This window comes from Teichococcus wenyumeiae (assembly GCF_003696345.1).
GTDB lineage: Bacteria > Pseudomonadota > Alphaproteobacteria > Acetobacterales > Acetobacteraceae > Pseudoroseomonas > Pseudoroseomonas wenyumeiae.
In genome coordinates, this window is sequence record NZ_RFLX01000006.1 from 148,661 (window position 1) to 165,377 (window position 16,717).

A 16,717-nucleotide genomic window follows, 5' to 3' on the forward strand; every position below is an offset into this window, starting at 1 on the left:
GCTTTCCTGCCCTGCCGGCGCACCGGCAGGGCAGGGGCGGGTAGCTAGACGGCTTCCGCCCGCAGCACGAGGCGGCCCACCGCCTGGCCGTTCTTCAGCCGCTGCAAGGCTTCATAGGCCTGGGACTGTGGCATCTCCTCGGTGGGGATGGGCAGCAGGCCGCCCTGGTTGGCCAGGGCCACCACTTCCCGCAGGTCCCGCAGGGAGCCGACGAAGCTGCCGCGCAGCGCCTGCTCCCGCATCGCCATCAGCGGCAGGTCCAGCGTGATCTCGCCGCCGAAGAGCCCCACCTGCACCAGCGTGCCGCCCTTGCCCAGGGCATCCACCAGGAAGCGCGCGGTGGCGCTGGCATTTACCAGGTCCAGCGCCGCGCGCAGCGGCCCGCCGGCGGCCTCGACCAGCCGGGCGGTCACATTCTCGCCGGTCGATTGCACCGTGGCCGTGGCGCCCACCTGCCGCGCGGCCTCGAGCTTCTCCTCCGCCACGTCGACGCCGATGATCGCGCGGTGGCCCATGGCCTTCAGCATGGCGATGGCCGAGAGTCCCAGCCCGCCCATGCCGACCACCACCACCGGCACGTCCGGCGGCAGCGGCATCAGCTTCTTGATGGCGGAATAGACCGTGATGCCGGAGCAGGCATAGGTCGCGGCCAGGCCGGGGTTCAGGTTGCCGGGGTCCACCAGATAGCGGGGGTGCGGCACCAGCACATGGGTGGCGAAGCCGCCGTCCTGCAGGATGCCGATGGGCCAGGTCTTGGGGCAGAGGTTGTCTTCCTCCGCCTTGCAGCGGTCGCACTGGCCGCAGCCGATCCAGGGATAGACGATCCGCCGCTCCCCGACCGGCACCGGCCCGGCATCGGGCCCGGACGCCACGACTCGGCCGACGATCTCGTGCCCCTGGGCCAGGGGCAGCTTGCGCCCGCGCGCCGCGTGTTCCAGCCGCCGGCCGCCGCCGAGCTGGTAGTAGCCTTCCCAGGTATGCAGGTCGGAATGGCAGACGCCGCAGTGGGACACCTGCACCAGCACCTCGGTGCCCTTCGGCTCCGGGGTGGGCATCTCCATCTCCTGCAGCGGCGCACCGTATTCAACCAGGGACCAGGCTCGCATGGCGTATCCTCGATGATGTTCGTGGCGCCCGCCGCCGGCGATCGGGCCGGGGGCCCGTCCGCCTCGCCAGGCGCGGGGAAAGCCTAACGCGCTATCGCGCCTTCCGCCTAGGCGCCCTGCTCAAGTTGCCATGAGGCGCGAAAGCTGGGCGAGGCGCTGGCCGGCCGAGTGGTTGCTCTCGGCCTCGATGGCCCGGTAGTGGCTGATGACGGCCTCGCCGGCCAGGGTCAGCCGCGCGCCGCCGCCGCCGGCACCGCCCGCCGCCGTTTCCACCACGGGCGTGCCGAGGCCACGGTTGAGGTCCTCCACCAGCTCCCAGGCCCGGCGGTAGGACATCTTCAGCGCCCGGCCCGCCGCCGAGATGGAGCCGCTGCGGCCTATTTCCTCCAGCAGCGAGACCTTGCCCGGGCCGATACGCACCCCGCCCAGGTCCAGGCGTATGATCAGCCTGGGGACGGAACCGGTGGTCTGCGGCTCAGGGCGTCGGGCGCGGGGCATGGGCGAAATCCATCATGCGGCGGGTGCCGGCGCAATGCTCAGGCGGGGTTGTCGCCACCACCCGGCGTGAAGGCCACCGCCTTGACCAGGGCCCAGACCGGCAGGCCGGGGCGCAGGCCGAGGCGGTGAACGGAATCCTGCGTCACCCGCGCCAGCAGCAGGCTGGGGCCGAGGCGCAGGCGCAGCATCGCCTCATGGGCGCGGCCAGCCTCCACCGCCTCGACCACCGCCGGCAGCACGTTCTGCATGGACAGGTTCCGCGGCTCCTCCGTCGCGACGGAGACATCGCGGGCGCGGATACGCAGCCGCACCGGCGCGCCGGGCACCGCCGATTCCAGCGGCACGGCGAATTCACCGCCCGGGAAGCCGAGGCGCGTCACGCCCTGCTCCGGCGCATGGCCCAGCACGGTGCAGCCCAGCACCACGCCGGCATCGCGCCGCGCCGCCAGGATCGGCAGGTCCGTGCGGGCGGAAAGCGCTTCCAGCGTGCCGCAGGCCAGCACCCGCCCGGCTTCCATCAGGACCAGCCGGTCCGCCAGCCGGTCCACCTCGTCCAGCGCATGGGTCACATAGAGGATGGGGATGCTGAACCTTTCCCGCAGGCGTGCCAGGAAGGGCAGCACCTCGGCCTTGCGGCTGGCATCCAGCGCGGCCAGGGGCTCGTCCATCAGCAGCAGCCGGGGGCGCGAGAGCAGGGCGCGGCCGAGCGCGACGCGCTGCTTTTCCCCGCCCGAGAGCGCCACCGGGCGCCGCCCCAGAAGATGGCCGATGCCGAGCAGGCTGACCACCTCCTCCATGCCCGGCCCTTCGGCCGTGCGCGGCGCGCGGCGCAGGCCGTAGCGCAGGTTGGTCTCCACCGAGAGATGCGGAAACAGGCGCGAATCCTGGAAGACGATGCCGCAGCGCCGCTGTTCCGGCGGCACCATGCGGCGGGCGGCGCTGTCGAAGAGCACAGTGCCATCCAGCACGATGCGCCCCTGACCAGGCCGCAGCAGCCCGGCCACGGCGGCCAGCACCGTGGACTTGCCGCAGCCGGAAGGTCCGAAGATGGTGGTGACACCCGCCCCAGGGGCAGTGAAGGCGGCATCCAGCGTGAAGCCCTGGCCGCCCGGGAAGCTGTGCCGGATGGCGAGGTCCAGCATCAGCACGGTGCCCGGCCCAGCAGGGCCTGCATGCGCCGCCCGGCGAACTCCGCCAGCAGCAGGCCCACCACGGCCATGGCGAAGGAGAAAGCCGCCAGCCGCGCCGCCACGGCTTCGCCGTCCGGCGTCTGGGTGGCGCTGTAGATGGCCAGCGGCAGGGTCTGGGTCTCGCCAGGGATGTTGGAGGCGAAGGTGATGACGGCGCCGAATTCCCCAAGACCCGCGGCAAAGGCGGTGATGGCGCCGGAGAGGATGCCCGGCGCGATCAGCGGCAGCGTGACCGTGACGAAGCGGTCCAGCGGGCCGGCGCCCAGGGTGCGCGCGGCTTCCTCCAGCCCCGGGTCCACCGCATCCAGGCTGAGGCGCACGGCGCGGACGATCAGCGGAAAGGACATGACCCCGGTGGCCAGGGCGGCGCCCGCCGTGGTGAAGACCAGCCGCACCCCGAACCAGTCATGCAGCAGCGCGCCCACCGGCCCGCGTATCCCGAAGGTGACCAGCAGCAGCCAGCCGATCACCACCGGCGGCATCACCAGGGGCAGGTGCACGAAGGCGTCCAGCAGCCCCCGGCCGGGGAAGCGCCCGCGCGCCAGCAGCCATGCCACCAGCACCGCCGGTGGCAGGCTGAAGGCAACCGAGCGCAAGGCCACGGTCAGGCTGAGCCGCACCGCCTGCCATTCCTCGGGAGAGAGCCAGGTCATGTGGCTCGGTCAGGGCGCGCGGAGGCCGAAGCCGAAGCGGCGATACATATCGGCGGCCTCGCCCCCGGTGATGAAGGCGAAGAAGCCCTGTGCTTCCCTGTTGCCCGCCGCGCGGCGCGTGATGGCGAAGGGGTAGGTGACGGCCGGGTGGCTTTCGGCGGGAAAGGTGCCGATGACCTTCACGCCCTTCGAGGCCGCGGCGTCGGTGGCATAGACGATGCCCAGCGGTGCCTCGCCACGCTCCACCAGCAGCAGCGCGGAGCGGACATTGTCGGCGCGGGCCAGGCGGGGCGAAACCCTGTCCCACTGGCCCATCCAGGCCAGCGCCGCCTGGGCGTACTTGCCGACCGGCACGTTGGAAGGGTCGCCCGTGGCGATGCGGCCGGTGGCGCCTGCCATGGCCAGGAGGTCGGTGTCACGCGCCAGGGCGACCGGCGCGCGCGCCGAGTCGGCCGGGGCGATCAGCACAAGGCTATTGGCCAGCGGGCTGGTGCGGGTCTCGTTCAGGATCAGGTCCCGTTGCTGGACGTAATCCATCCAGGGCTCATCGGCCGAGGCGAAGATATCGGCCGGCGCGCCCTGTTCCATCTGGCGCGCCAGCGCGGAGGAAGCGGCGAAGGAGAAGCGTGGCAGCGGATGCCCCTTGGTCCGCCAGGCTTCTCCCAAGGCTCTCATGGCATCCGTGAGGCTGGCGGCGGCGAAGACGGTAGGGGCCTGCGCTTCCTGTGCCCGCAGGGGAAAGGCCGGGAGACTGCCAATGGCTGCGAGAGCGGCCAGAAGGGGACGGCGATGCATACGGCTAGCTCCGCTCGTTGTTCCCGTTCGGGTATATCGATCAGCCACGGGCGGCACAACCTGGCCGCGGTTCAGGCCGGGGTGAAGCCCAGCACCCGCAGCCGCTCCCGCACCGCATCGCTTTCCAGCGCGGCCAGGAAGGCCTGCAGGGCAGGCCGCTCCAGCCGCGCTTCCGGCACGAAGAAGTCGTAGTGTTCGTCGGCAATCGGCAGGAAGCCCAGGCCATAGGCCCGCGCCACGGTGCCGATAGCCATGCCCCAGTCTGCCCGCCCCTGTGCCACGGCGGTGGCCACGGCATTGTGGGATTTCGGTTGGTTGGGGTAGCCGGGCGGCCGGGCACCACCCAGCAGGCCGTCCAGCAGGATGCGGGTGCCTGAGCCGGCATTGCGGTTAACCAGCAGGCAGGCAGGATCGGCTGCGGCGCGGCGGATGGCCTCGGCGCCGTCCAGCCCCTCGAAGCGGGCATCGCCGGGGCGGAAGACCACGCCCTGGATACGGCGCCAGCCCGGCACCAGCCGCAGCCCGGCCTCCAGCCAGGGCGTGTTGTAGAGACCGGTCTTCGCATCCAGCAGATGCGCGGGCGCCAGGTCGCATTCGCCGCGCCGGGCCGCCGCCAGCCCGCCCAGGCTGCCCACGGCCAGGGTGCGGGCGCGGATGCCCTGTTCCGCCAGCACCTCCAGCACGTCATCCAGCCCGACGCAGTGGCTGCCGATGATGGAAAGCTCCGGCAGCCGCGCCTCGCCGATCAGCCGCACCTGCACCGGCATGCCGGCTTCCGCCCCCTGAGCCAAGGCGGGAATGGCGAAGAAGCCATCGGCCTGCGAAAAAGCCGTGACGCTGCCAGAGCCTTTTCCCAACGGCCAAGCTGTCAGGCCCTCGCCATCCGCCGTTTCCGAAAGAGAGACCATCACGTATTCCGTGCGCCCCAGCTCGCTGGGCGTGCGGATGGCGAGGCTGGCTTCCAGCGTGGTCTCGGCGCGCGGCGGCAGGCCGGCCAGGGCGCGGATCACCGGCACCACGAATTCATGGAAGGTGAAGACTGCCGAGGTCGGAAAGCCCGGCAGCACCACCAGCGGCTTGCGCCCCACGGCGGCGAGGCAGAGCGGCTTGCCCGGCTTCAGCGCCACGCCATGCGCCAGCACGCCCGGTGGCCCCAGCCGGCCGATGATGCGGTGGGAGACATCCCCGGCACCCTTGCTGGTGCCACCGGACATCACCACCAGGTCGGCCGTCTCCAGCGCGCGGCGCACTGCCTGTTCCAGCACCGCCTCGTCGTCCCGGAAGATGCCGAGGGGCAGGGGCTCCCCGCCATGTTCGGCCACGGCGGCAGCCAGGATGGCGGCATTGCTGTCCGGAATGGCGCCGGGCGGCAGCGGCGTGGTGCCTGGCGGCACCAGCTCATCCCCGGTGGAGAGAATGGCGACGCGCGGCCGCCGCACCACCGGCACCGTGGCATGCCCCGCCGCCGCCAGCATGCCGATCTCGCGCGAGGTGATCGTGGTGCCGGCCCGCAGCAGCGCTTCGCCCCGCGCGATGTCGCTGCCGGCGAAGCCGATGAACTGGCCCGGAGCGGCGGCGCGGCGCAGGGCGATGGCCGCTCCGCCGCCTTCCTCCAGTTCCGTATGCTCGATCATCACCACCGCGTCGGCGCCGCGTGGGATGACGCCGCCGGTGGCGATGGCCGTGGCGGTGCCGGGCAGCACCTCGATGGCAGGTGCCGTGCCGCAGGCCAGCACTTCGCCGTTCAGGCGCAGCCGGCGCGGGCTGGCCTCGGTGGCGCCGGCGGTATCGGCGGCACGCAGCGCGAAGCCATCGACGGAGGAGCGGTCGAAGGGCGGCGCATCCGCCGCGGCGGCGATGCCCTGGGCCACCACGCGGTGCAGTGCCTCGGCCAGCCCCACCGTCTCCGCCTCCAGCGGCGCAAGGTCCAGCGCGGCGCGGAAGCGGCGGGTGGCTTCCTCGGCGGAAAGGACTTCGAGGAACTGTTCCTGGCGCGCGGCGCGGCGCACTTGCTCGGTCAGGGAGGGGGCGGTCACCATGCGCTCCATATGGGGCCGGAGGCGGGGATATCAGATCTCCTCGACCTCGACCCAGCGGCCGGCCTCGTAGCCCTCGCTGGCAGGGGGCACAACCAGCATGGCCTCCGCCGCCGCCAGGGCAGAAAGGGGCAGGGTGCCGGTGGCCAGCGGCTCCACCAGATCGGGCTCCGCGCCCCGGCGCAGCAGCACCAGTTCCGCCAGCCCGATGCCGGAGGCGATCTTGCGGCCAAGCCGGGCGCGTCGCGGCGCCGCCGGCAGGGCGCCGGAGAGCCGCCGCAGCGCGGGGCGCGCCAGCAGCAGCCAGCCGGCCAAGGCATCGGCCGGATGTCCGGGCACCAGGATCACCGGCCGGCCCCCGGCGTGGCCGAAGCCGGTGGAATGGCCGGGCCAGGCGCCCAGGCCGTGCAGCAGCACCTCGCCCGCCAGCGCCAGGCCGGCGGCCGCATGGTCGCGCCGCCCTAATCCGGTGCCGCCCAGCGTGAGCAGGAGGTCGGCCTCCGCAGCGCCGGCGCGCAGCGCCTCGGCGATGCTGGCGGGGTCGTCGCCGGCTGGCGGCAGGATGCGCGCCTCCGCGCCCTCCGCCGCCAGGAGGTGGAGGAGGAAGGGGCCCGTCCGGTCCAGGATGGGTGAGGCCATGATCTCGTCGCCGATCGGCAACAGGGCGACGCGCGGGCGGCGCACGGCCACCGAAGCGATGCCGGCCATGGCCAGCAGCGGCAGGTCGGCGGCGCGGAGCCTCTGGCCAGCGTGGCGGAGCAGCAAGGCGAGCGGTGCATCCGCACCGGCGGGCTGGACGCCATCACCCGGCACGGCCTCGGCCAGGGCCATGAGCAGCGGCCCATGCTCCTCCACCTCGAAGGCTGGCAGCACCGCATCGGCGCCGCTGGGCAGGGTATCCCCGGCCTCCACCCACGGGGCACCGGCCAGCGGCGCGGGGGCATAGGCGCTGGCCCCCGCCGTGTCAGCGGCACAAAGGGCCCAGCCGTCCCGCGCAGCGGTATCCCGGGCGGGTAGGGCTTGCGGCAACAACAGGTCCGTAGCCAGTGGCAGGCCCAGGCTCTCGCCGACAGCAAGGCGCGCGGGGGCGACGGGGCCGGGGATCAGGGCTTCGAGCCTGGCGGCGGCCAGGGCAGGATCGGTGACATGCAGGGGCAGCATGCGGCCGGTTATGGCCCGGCAGGGCGAAGCAGAACACCTCCAAGGACGAAATCCCTGGCGGGAGGGGCGATGGCCCTGCCGCCCCGTCGGGCCCATACTGGACCCGCCAGAAGCAGGAGGAACGATGCCGGACTCCACCACATCCACCGCAGGCCCTGCCGCCGCGTCCGTGTTGCCCGCAGGCGCGGCCGGGGCGGTGGAGGCGGCGCTCCACGCCCGGCGCTCCGTCCGCGCCTTTCTGCCGCAGCCGGTGGAGCCCGCATTGGTCGAACGGCTGCTGGCCGCCGCCGCCCGCGCGCCGAGCGGCACGAACATGCAGCCCTGGCGCGTGCATGTGGTGACGGGCGCGGCGCGGGACCGGCTTTGCGACGCGCTGGTGGAAGCGCATCTGGCGGGGCAGGGCGAGGCCGATCCGGATTATGCCTATTACCCGCCGCAGTTCTTCGAGCCCTATCTCTCCCGCAGGCGCAAGCTGGGCTGGGACCTTTATGGGCTGCTTGGCATCGGCAAGGGCGACAAGGAGCGGATGCGCCAGCAGCACGGCCGCAACTTCCGCTTCTTCGATGCGCCGGTGGGCATGATCATGACCATCGACCGGCGGCTGGAGATCGGCTCCTGGCTCGACTACGGCATGTTCCTGCAAGGGCTGGCGACGGCGGCGGTCGCGCATGGCCTCGGCACCTGCCCGCAGGCGGCCTTCGCCGAGCACCACCGCACCATCCGCCGCCTTCTGCCGATTGGCGAAGGGGAGGTGGTGGTCTGCGGCATGGCCCTTGGCTACCCGGACTGGAACGCCCCTGAGAACCGGCTGGTGACGGAGCGGGTGCCCGTGGCGGATTTCACCACCTTTCATACCGACTGACGGGTCGCAACAGAGACAAAGCGACGAAACGGGTTCGCGCACCGCCGGTTGAGGCGCGCCGCCCCTCGCCGCCGTTTCTGAAGGCGGCTGGAATCTTCAGCGCGGCCTGCATGTGCATGCCGGCATGCCACTCCGCGTTGAGATTTGGCTAAGGATTATCCCGCAGAAGGAGGCAGATCTCTTTCTGAGGCTCCTGCCCATGTTTTTCATCCGCGGCCTTAAACCTTCCCTTCTGCGCTTCTGGCACTGGGTCTCGCCGGGCGGCTACCGGCCTGAGCGGCACTATATGCGTGGCCTTCCACGCCAGACGGCGAATTGAACCCATGGCCAGCGACACGGTATACTGCCGCTGCACAGGCAGAATATTGCAGATATTGTCAGTAGATTTGCACAGGAAGGGATTTCCCTGCGAATCTTGGTAGTCGGGGGAAGAAATCAGCGTTGTTGGAAAAGGAAACCGAGGCCGCCTTGTCCTATGAGCCGGAGGATGTCCGCCGCTTCGCGCAACTGACCTTCACCGACCTTGGATGGCAGACGTTACGGAACGACCCTTCCGCGCGGGCTTCCATGCCGCCAGTGGACACCAGCCTGACCTTTGCGCATCCTGATTTTGGCGTGGCACTGGTTGATGTGGCGCCTGCGCGCGCCGCCGAACCTGTCGAGCGTCTGCGGCGCCGGCTGGAGGCGCTGAAGACCCGCCCCTCCCTGGTTGACGCATTGCCCATCGTCCACCTGCCGCTGGCAGCTTCTGATCTTTGGCGGCTCAATATCATCCTGGACAGTGCCTTCGCTTCGCCCGCGTCGTTGCAGGGGAAAGAGAAAGGCTGGGTCGATGTGGTGCAGCAGGCCTTGCTGCCGGAATCCTTTCCGCCCTCGCCGGCCGAGCCGGAACCCATTGCCGTGGAGAGTGCCGGCCGCGTAGTCAGCGCCGCCAGCCCACGCGGTTCTTTTCGGCCATGGATGCTGGCGGGCGTGGCGACAGCCGTTCTGATCGGCGCAGCAGCCGTTTATGGCTTCAAAGCGCCAGGCCAGCAGGTTGCCCCGGCCCAGCCGGGTCAGCATGCGGAGGAAGCGGTCGAGCCCGCTCCCCCCTCAACCGGAACACCCGATGAGCCGGCCGTTGCGGCTGTCCGGCCCGCTCAGCCCGCGCCTGCTGCACCAGCGCCTGCCCCGCATCAGCAGCCGGCACCGCCAGCGGTGGCCGGCATCCGGGCCGTTGCGCCGCTGCGTCAGGAAGCTGCCGCGCCTCCAGGACGGCCCGGGGGTGCGGTTGGTCCGAGTAGGATCGTCGTGCATTCCGTCCCCGCGGGGCGTGACACCGCCCAAGCACTGCTCCGCTCCGCTGCTGATGCGAATGATGAGGTGGAGTTCCGTACGCTGCGCGTCACGCCGGACAGGGCGGTAGTGCGGTACTTCTATCGTGCAGATGAGGCGGCGGCCCAGGAACTGGCCAAGCGCCTGGGCCCGGCATGGCGGGTGCAGGATCTGACCCGCTACCGCCCGAGTCCAAGACCCACCACCCTGGAAGTGTGGCTGCCGCGGTCGTTCCGCGCCGATTGAAGCAATGAGGGGACTGGTCGAGGTTCCGGCGCTGCTCCGTAGAACTGCGCCTGCCAAGCTTTGGCCGTGTCAACCGTCGGAATTCTGTCACCTCCCGATGGAAGTTGTCGGTAAACCTGACACCAGAAACCTGATCGTCAGCCAGAATTCCGACAAGTCTTTAATTTCTCATCGAAAATCTCGCTGGCACGTTGCTTGCAATTCCTTTGCGTGGATGCCCTGCACCCCGGCAGGGACCCACAACAAGGAAGCTACTATGCGTCAGCTGAAGTCTCTGCTCCTCGGCACTGCCCTGGCGTTCGCAACCACCGTTTCGGCCATGGCAGCTCCCATCACCGGCAGCTTCGACATCACGGGCCTGTTCCAGGCGGAGAACAACGCCGGCATCAATGTCGCCTTCAACCAGGCGACGGCGATCGACTTCTGCGCTGCTGTCACGGGTGAGTGCATCACCGATCCGGGCGTCGGCACCGGCACCGGCGCTTTCCAAGTCAACAATGCCTCCGCTGACAATACCTTCGGTATCACCGACGGGCAGATGGGCACTGTGAAGGATTTCGTCTTCAGCCCCTTCACCACCGTGGCCGACTTCTTCAAGATCGGTGACCTGAGCTTCGACCTGACCGCGATCGAGAATTCCTCCTTCGGCACCGGCAACTTCCAGTTCCTGATCCTGACCGGCACGGGCGTCTTCAGCCGCGAAGGGTATGACGACACGGCCGGCACGTTCAGCTTCACCGGCCAGACCAACGGCGTCGACACCACCGGCACCTTCACCTTCAGCGGCGCCTCCGCCGCCGTGCCGGTTCCCGAGCCCGCCTCGCTGGCGCTGTTCAGCGCCGGCCTGCTGGGTCTTGGCCTGGTGCGCCGCAACCGCCGCAAGGCCGCCTGAGCTACCCGGTATTCGGGGCAAGCTTGAGGCAGGGGGAGCGGTTTCGCCGCTCCCCCATCTCACAAGCATCTAAGTCTTTGGAATTCGACCTGGGTTTTGGCTAGAGCAGCGCCGCTGCCGGCCTGTACGCGAGGCAGCGGACCTCAGCCCGCCAGCGCCTGCTCCAGATCCGCGATCAGATCCGCCGGGTCTTCCAACCCGACCGAGAAACGAAAGGTGCCGCTGCCAGTCCAGGCGCGATACGCTTCCGCCTGCGCGCCCTCCAGCTGGAAGGAGGAGCGCAGGATATCCTCCGCCGGGATATGGAAGAGCAGGCTCTGCGTCTTGCCAAGGGAAACGGCGTAGGACACCACCTTCATCCGCGCGGCAAGCTGCCGGGCCAGCGCCTTGTCGTCCTCCGCCACGAAGCTGACCATGCCGGAGAAGTTGCGCATCTGCCGCCGCGCCAGCTCGTGCTGCGGGTGGCTCTCCAGGCCCGGCCAATAGACGCGGCTGATGCGGGGGTGGCCTTCCAGGTACTGCGCCACTGCGCGGGCATTGCTTTCATGCAGCGCCATGCGTGCCGGCAGGGTCTCCAGCCCACGCAGGATCAGCCAAGCGGCAAAGGGGCTGATGGCGGCGCCGTAATGGATCAGCGCCTCCTTCCGCAGCGCGCCGATAGCCCCGGCCCGACCGATCACGGCGCCGCCCAGGGCATCGCCATGGCCGCAGATATATTTGGTCAGGGAATGGATCACCCAATCCGCCCCCAGGGCCAGCGGCCGGGTGGCGATAGGCGTGGCCATCGTGGAATCCACCGAAAGCTCGGCGCCATGCCGATGCGCCAGTTCCGCCAGCGCGGCGATATCGGAAAGCCGCAGGATCGGGTTGGCCGGCGTTTCCACATGCAGCAGCTTTGTCTGCGGGCGGATGGCGGCGGCCACGGCAGAGATGTCGGAAAAGTTTACAGCGGTCACGCCCACGCCGTAACGTGCCAGCGTATCCCGGGCGAATTCGGCGACGCCGGCGTAGCAGACATCGCTGACCAGCAGGTGGTCGCCCGGCGAGAGGCGGTGCAGCATCAACCCGGTGGCGGCGGCCATGCCGCTGGCGAAGGCCAACGCGGCCTCACCGCCCTCCAGCGCCGCCAGCCGCTGTTCCAGCAGGCTGATCGTCGGGCTGCCCCAGCGCGTGTAGAAGGGGGGCGCTTCCTCCCCAAGTTCCGTGGCCGAGAAGCCGATGGCATCCGGGTCCGCATGGAAGCTGGTGGCGGCTACGAGGGAAGGTGTCAGGGGCGCGCCCGGCTGGCGGGCCGGGGCGGCGGCATGGATGGCCTGGGTTGCCGTGCGCATGGTTCTCTTTCCGCTTCTGGTGACGCTGCTCGGATGGAGCGGGCGGCCTCTCCGTACAAGGGCCGGACGCCGGGCCTTGGCACCCCCGGCCCGGCGGGCTAGGCTGGCACTGTTGTTCCTGGGGTGCCCGTTCTGAGCGGGCTGAGACGGCGGCGCCGAACCCATTGAACCTGATCCGGGTCATACCGGCGGAGGGATGGAAACACAGCCGGCCGCGCCGGCCCTCTTTCTTCCCCCCGCATCGGTCTGGCCCTGTTGAAGAAAGGGCCTTGGGGTGGAACCAGCCTCCACATCCTCCGTGGGACCGAGCGTGCTCGTGATCGGTGCCGGCGTCGCTGGGCTGGTCATGGCCACGGTGCTGGCCGGACGCAGCGCGGCGGTCTGCGTGATCCACCGGCAAGACCCGGCGACGCGTGCCTCCCATTTCGCGGGCGGCATGCTGGCCCCGTGGTGCGAGGCCGCCGATGCCACCCCCGCCCTGGTGGCGCCCGGTATCGAGGCCATCGACTGGTGGGCGCGCCATGTGCCGGAGACCTGCCGCGAGGGCAGCCTGGTGGTCGCCGCCCAGCGGGACCAGGGAGAGCTGGCCCGCTTCGCCCGCCGCACGGCCGGCCACCGCATGTGTCCAGCGGCCGAGATCGAGCCGGAACTGGATGGCCGCTTCTCCCAGGCGCTGTTCTTCGCCGGGGAAGCGCATCTGGACCCCCGCGCCGCCCTGCGCGCATTGGCTGCCGGCCTGGAGCGGCAGGGCGTCGAGATCCGCGAAGGGGAGGTGGAGGAAGCCGACCATGCCGGCTTCGACCATGTCATCGATTGCCGCGGCCATGCCGCCGCACCCATGCTGCCTGACCTGCGCGGCGTGCGGGGAGAGATGCTGCTGCTGCGCTGCCCTGGCGTGACGCTGCGACGGCCGGTGCGCCTGCTGCACCCGCGCATCCCGCTTTATGTCGTGCCGCGCGGCGGCGGCGTCTTCATGGTCGGCGCCACCATGATCGAGAGCGCCGACCGGCGCGCCGTCACCGCCCGCTCGGCGGTGGAACTGCTGAACGCCGCCTATGCCCTGCATCCCGGCTTCGCCGAGGCCGAGATCCTGGAAGCAGGCAGCAATATCCGCCCCGCTTTCCCCGACAACATGCCCGCGCTGCGCCGGCAGGGCCGCGTGCTGCACCTCAATGGCATGTACCGGCACGGCTTTCTGCTTTCGCCCCATTTCGCCCGCCGCGCGGCCGCGATCGTCTTTGGCGAGGACACCATGGAGACTGGAGAGGCAGCATGAACATCGTCGTCAACGGCAAGCCGCGCAGCGTCGCGGCCACCAACTTGGCCGAGGTGCTGGTGGAACTGGGATACACCAATGCCCGTGTCGCCACCGCGCATGACAGCGAATTCGTTCCCGCCGAGCGCCGTGCCGCCTGCCGCCTGAAGGAAGGCGACAAGGTGGAAATCCTCGGCCCGATGCAGGGGGGCTGAGGCGATGCGCGTCTATGGTGTGGAACTGCCCTCGCGCCTGCTGCTGGGCACCGCGCTCTATCCTTCGCCGGCGATCATGACGGAGGCGATCCGCGCTTCCGGCGCCGCCGTCGTCACCGTCTCCCTCCGGCGGGAAAGCGGGGCCGGGGAGCAGGGCGCCGGCGCCGGCCAGCGCTTCTGGGACCTGGTGCGCGACCTCGGCCTGCGGGTGCTGCCGAATACCGCCGGCTGCCACTCCGTGAAGGAGGCGGTGCTAACGGCGCAGATGGCGCGCGAGGTCTTCGGCACGCCCTGGATCAAGCTGGAGGTGACCGGCGATGACGATACCCTGCAGCCCGATGTCTTCGCCCTGGTGGAAGCCGCCCGCATCCTCACCGCCGATGGCTTCCAGGTCTTTCCCTATACCACCGAGGACCTGGTGGTGGCGGGCCGCCTGCTCGATGCCGGCTGCGAGGTGCTGATGCCCTGGGGCGCGCCGATCGGCTCCGGGCGCGGCCTCAACAACCCTTATGCGCTGCGCTCGATGCGAGCGCATTTCCCCAATGTGCCGCTGGTGGTGGACGCAGGGATCGGGCTGCCTTCCCACGCCGCCGCCGCGATGGAACTGGGCTATGACGCCGTGCTGCTGAACACCGCCGTCGCCAAGGCCGGCGACCCGGTCGCCATGGCAGGCGCCATGCGGCGGGCCGTGGAGGCAGGCCGCATGGCCTATGAAGCCGACCCGATGGAAGCGCGCGACATGGCGGCGCCCTCCACCCCGGTCTTCGGCACGGCGGCCTTCGCATGATGCTGCCGTCGCGCTTCTACCCCGTGGTGCCCGATGCGGGCTGGGTGCGTCGCCTGGTGCCCGGCGCCCGGCTGATCCAGCTTCGCCTGAAGGGTCTCCCGGAAGCCGAGATCCGCCGGCAGGCCGCCGAGGCCGACGCCATCTGCCGTGCCCATGGGGCCCTGCTGGTGCTGAACGACTTCTGGCGCATCGCCATCGACCTGCGGCTTGAGGCGCTTCACCTCGGCCAGGAGGACCTGGCGGAGGCCGACCTGCGCGCCATCCGTGCCGCCGGGCTGCGGCTCGGCATCAGCACGCATTCCGAGGCGGAACTGGACACCGCCCTGGCGGCGGAGCCCGACTATGTGGCCCTGGGCCCCGTCTACCCCACCACCCTGAAGGTGATGCCCTGGGCGCCGCAGGGCCTGCCGCGCCTCGGTGCCTGGAAGCGACGCATCGGCGCCTGCCCACTGGTGGCGATCGGCGGCATCACGCTGGATCGCGCGGCAGGCTGCCTGGCCGCCGGGGCCGACTGCGTGGCGGTGGTGTCCGACGTCACCAGCCATCCGGCGCCCGAGGAACGGGCCCGGGCCTGGCTGGCGGCGGTGGATGCCGGCCACGGGGCAGTGGCCGGCTAGGCCGTCAGAGGCTCACTCCTCCTCCTCTTCCTCTTCGTCCTCCTCATCATCCAGCGGCACGAGGAAGAGGATGGTGGTGGCGTCCTCGTCGTCGTCCTCCTCCTCGTCCTCTTCCTGGCTTTCCTCGAACTCGGCGATTTCCTCCTCGTTGGAGGGGCGCAGGTTCAAGGGAGCCTTGCCATCCCACAGCGCCTCATTGGCGCTCTTCAGGCGCATCAGATCCTCGCGGAAGCCTTCGCCTTCCACGATGGCGCGCGCGTCATCCTCGTTGGTGTTCATGACAGCCATGGGCCGGCCGCCAATCTCGAGCGTGAACATGATCCTTCGTACCTCCTCGGGGACGGACCTGGGTTCAACGTCGCCTCCGGCGATTGTTTGCGTGGGGCAAGGCCAGCTTCGCCATGGCTGGCAGAATCAGGCAGGGCGCCGCTGGACCACGAACCTGTCCGGCCGGCGCCACCAGCCAGGCTGCTCCACCACCGGGTGTGCAAAACCGCCGGTCGTCGCCAGGGCGCGCACCGCCTTTGCCAGCGGGGTAGGGCGAGGTGGGTCGTGGCGGGCATCGAAGACCCCGGCCTCATAGGCATTGTCGCGCCGTTGCAGCAGCGAGCACCAGTCCACCGCGCCGAACAGCGACCAGACCGTCACCGCCCGCAGGTCCGCGCCCTCCCGCCGCAGCCGCGCGGCGGCATTCCAGACCTCCAGCAGCCAGCGCACGCTTTCCTCCGGCTCCATGCAGCCGAGATGCGCCTCGGTCACGGCGGTAGGGAGCCTGTAGCGCTCCCAGGCCTCGCGCAGCCGCGCTTCCGCGCCGGTCTCGTAGCCTTCCGGCAGAGGCACGCGGACAGCCTCTACATCGACATAGCGGCCGCGCGGCACATGCGGTGGATAGATCTTCGCCCGATGGTCCAGGAAACGGTCGCTGGTCACGTAGTGATTGATGCCGATGACATCGGGAATGCAGGGCTCCGCGACGAATTGGTCGAGCTGCTCGTGCGCGATGCCCTCCGAGAGCATGAGGTCATGCCAGGGATGGCTGCTGTCCACGCGGCCGCAGAGCAGATCCAGGCTCAGCCACCGGCGCTGGTTCTCGTGCTCCGCCTGTGCCGCCAGGGGTGGAGTGGAGAAGACGCGGCCCAGATCCTCGGTCTGGATCAGCCGCGCGCCGGGACAGACGCGGCGGATGGCGCGCATGGCGAGCACCGTGCCGCGGCATTCATTCACCAGCGCCGTCAGAAAGCTGCGCATGTCGCGCCCGTGCGGGTGCCAGAGCCCATAGAGGCCGGAGAAGCGCGCGGTGGTCAGCGGCTCGTTCACCGGCGTCCAGTCCTGCACCCAGGGGTAGCGCCGGGCGGCATGCCCGGCATATTCCGCCAGCTTCTCCGGAAAGAGCGGGTCCAGCAGGCTGGTATAGTCCGGGCCGGAACCATGGTGCACCAGCCCGACAATGGGCGCGATGCCCAACTCACGCAGGCGGGCGAGGCGTGCGTCGGACCAGCTCCAGTCCATATCTTCCAGACTGCGCGGCGCCACCTTCTCCCACAGGACCGGATAACGCAGCCGGGTAATGCCCAGTGCCGCTATGAGGTCCAGATCCTTCACCCGCTGAGCATGGCCTGTCTCATGCAACTGGTCACGCCATTCGCCATTGACCTGGAGCATCGTGCATTCGACACCCCCCCAGACTTCTAGCCCTGTCACCAGATCACGCTCCCGGCAAGTTCCTGCCCGACGCCTGACGGCATCGGTCATGAACGCC

The 16,717-nt window shown here is 70.2% G+C and carries 17 protein-coding genes and 1 riboswitch; of the genes, 7 read left to right on the forward strand and 10 right to left on the reverse strand.

What is annotated here, in order from left to right; translation table 11 throughout:
- Positions 1–44 precede the first annotated feature (44 nt).
- From EBE87_RS10660 to EBE87_RS10690, 7 genes are all read right to left on the reverse strand, one after another.
- Entirely contained in the window at positions 45–1,106 is a 1,062-nt protein-coding gene (locus EBE87_RS10660) for an alcohol dehydrogenase (RefSeq protein WP_120637476.1), read from the reverse strand.
- A gap of 120 nt (positions 1,107–1,226) precedes the next feature.
- Positions 1,227–1,604: a winged helix-turn-helix domain-containing protein gene (locus tag EBE87_RS10665; protein WP_120637477.1), complete on the reverse strand. Its 378-nt coding sequence runs from the start codon at positions 1,602–1,604 to the stop codon at positions 1,227–1,229.
- Positions 1,605–1,642: 38 nt separating this feature from the next.
- The gene (gene modC, locus EBE87_RS10670; RefSeq protein ID WP_120637486.1) at positions 1,643–2,746 is read right to left on the reverse strand and encodes a molybdenum ABC transporter ATP-binding protein; all 1,104 of its coding nucleotides are present in this window, start codon (positions 2,744–2,746) and stop codon (positions 1,643–1,645) included.
- A complete protein-coding gene (gene modB, locus EBE87_RS10675) occupies positions 2,746–3,447 on the reverse strand; it encodes a molybdate ABC transporter permease subunit (RefSeq protein WP_120637478.1) in 702 nt (233 codons plus the stop codon). Before modB ends, modC begins: the two co-directional genes overlap by 1 nt.
- Before the next feature lie 9 nt (positions 3,448–3,456).
- The gene (modA, locus tag EBE87_RS10680; protein ID WP_120637479.1) at positions 3,457–4,242 is read right to left on the reverse strand and encodes a molybdate ABC transporter substrate-binding protein; all 786 of its coding nucleotides are present in this window, start codon (positions 4,240–4,242) and stop codon (positions 3,457–3,459) included.
- 71 nt (positions 4,243–4,313) lie between these two features.
- Positions 4,314–6,281, reverse strand: a complete 1,968-nt coding sequence (locus EBE87_RS10685) for a molybdopterin biosynthesis protein (RefSeq protein WP_120637487.1) — start codon at positions 6,279–6,281, stop codon at positions 4,314–4,316.
- Between the two features lie 30 nt (positions 6,282–6,311).
- Entirely contained in the window at positions 6,312–7,439 is a 1,128-nt protein-coding gene (locus tag EBE87_RS10690) for a molybdopterin-binding protein (RefSeq protein ID WP_158611644.1), read from the reverse strand.
- Positions 7,440–7,563: 124 nt separating this feature from the next.
- Here EBE87_RS10690 and EBE87_RS10695 point away from each other — a divergent pair, with 124 nt between their 5' ends.
- From EBE87_RS10695 to EBE87_RS10710, 3 genes are all read left to right on the forward strand, one after another.
- Complete coding sequence (locus EBE87_RS10695; protein WP_120636869.1) at positions 7,564–8,301, forward strand: nitroreductase; 738 nt, start codon at positions 7,564–7,566, stop codon at positions 8,299–8,301.
- A gap of 576 nt (positions 8,302–8,877) precedes the next feature.
- On the forward strand, positions 8,878–9,861 hold the full coding sequence (locus tag EBE87_RS10705) for a hypothetical protein (RefSeq protein ID WP_147465028.1): 984 nt from the start codon (positions 8,878–8,880) through the stop codon (positions 9,859–9,861).
- Positions 9,862–9,958: 97 nt separating this feature from the next.
- On the forward strand, positions 9,959–10,753 hold the full coding sequence (locus tag EBE87_RS10710; RefSeq protein WP_158600811.1) for a PEP-CTERM sorting domain-containing protein: 795 nt from the start codon (positions 9,959–9,961) through the stop codon (positions 10,751–10,753).
- 143 nt (positions 10,754–10,896) lie between these two features.
- Here the strand turns inward: EBE87_RS10710 and EBE87_RS10715 are convergent, their stop codons facing one another.
- Positions 10,897–12,084 carry a trans-sulfuration enzyme family protein gene (locus EBE87_RS10715; protein ID WP_120636873.1) on the reverse strand — a complete coding sequence of 396 codons (1,188 nt, stop codon included), beginning with the start codon at positions 12,082–12,084 and terminating at the stop codon, positions 10,897–10,899.
- A gap of 109 nt (positions 12,085–12,193) precedes the next feature.
- Positions 12,194–12,299: riboswitch (TPP riboswitch) on the forward strand.
- A 101-nt stretch (positions 12,300–12,400) separates the two neighbouring features.
- On the opposite strand from EBE87_RS10715, the gene EBE87_RS10720 reads away from it, so the two are divergent.
- Genes EBE87_RS10720 through EBE87_RS10735 form a run of 4 tightly spaced genes read left to right on the forward strand, consistent with a single transcriptional unit; the run spans position 12,401 to position 14,958 of the window.
- Positions 12,401–13,360 (forward strand): FAD-dependent oxidoreductase, encoded by a 960-nt coding sequence (locus tag EBE87_RS10720; protein ID WP_233553068.1) that lies wholly within the window; start codon positions 12,401–12,403, stop codon positions 13,358–13,360.
- Entirely contained in the window at positions 13,357–13,554 is a 198-nt protein-coding gene (gene thiS, locus EBE87_RS10725; protein ID WP_120636874.1) for a sulfur carrier protein ThiS, read from the forward strand. Before EBE87_RS10720 ends, thiS begins: the two co-directional genes overlap by 4 nt.
- 4 nt (positions 13,555–13,558) lie before the next feature.
- Positions 13,559–14,341, forward strand: coding sequence for a thiazole synthase (locus EBE87_RS10730; RefSeq protein WP_120636875.1), 783 nt, complete (start codon positions 13,559–13,561; stop codon positions 14,339–14,341).
- Positions 14,338–14,958 carry a thiamine phosphate synthase gene (locus EBE87_RS10735; protein WP_120636876.1) on the forward strand — a complete coding sequence of 207 codons (621 nt, stop codon included), beginning with the start codon at positions 14,338–14,340 and terminating at the stop codon, positions 14,956–14,958. Before EBE87_RS10730 ends, EBE87_RS10735 begins: the two co-directional genes overlap by 4 nt.
- A 12-nt stretch (positions 14,959–14,970) precedes the next feature.
- On the opposite strand, the gene EBE87_RS28625 is transcribed toward EBE87_RS10735, so the two are convergent.
- Both EBE87_RS28625 and EBE87_RS10740 read right to left on the reverse strand, forming a co-directional pair.
- Positions 14,971–15,276: a hypothetical protein gene (locus EBE87_RS28625; protein WP_147425947.1), complete on the reverse strand. Its 306-nt coding sequence runs from the start codon at positions 15,274–15,276 to the stop codon at positions 14,971–14,973.
- Positions 15,277–15,372: 96 nt separating this feature from the next.
- Positions 15,373–16,659 carry a family 1 glycosylhydrolase gene (locus EBE87_RS10740; protein ID WP_199707123.1) on the reverse strand — a complete coding sequence of 429 codons (1,287 nt, stop codon included), beginning with the start codon at positions 16,657–16,659 and terminating at the stop codon, positions 15,373–15,375.
- Positions 16,660–16,717: the final 58 nt, after the last annotated feature.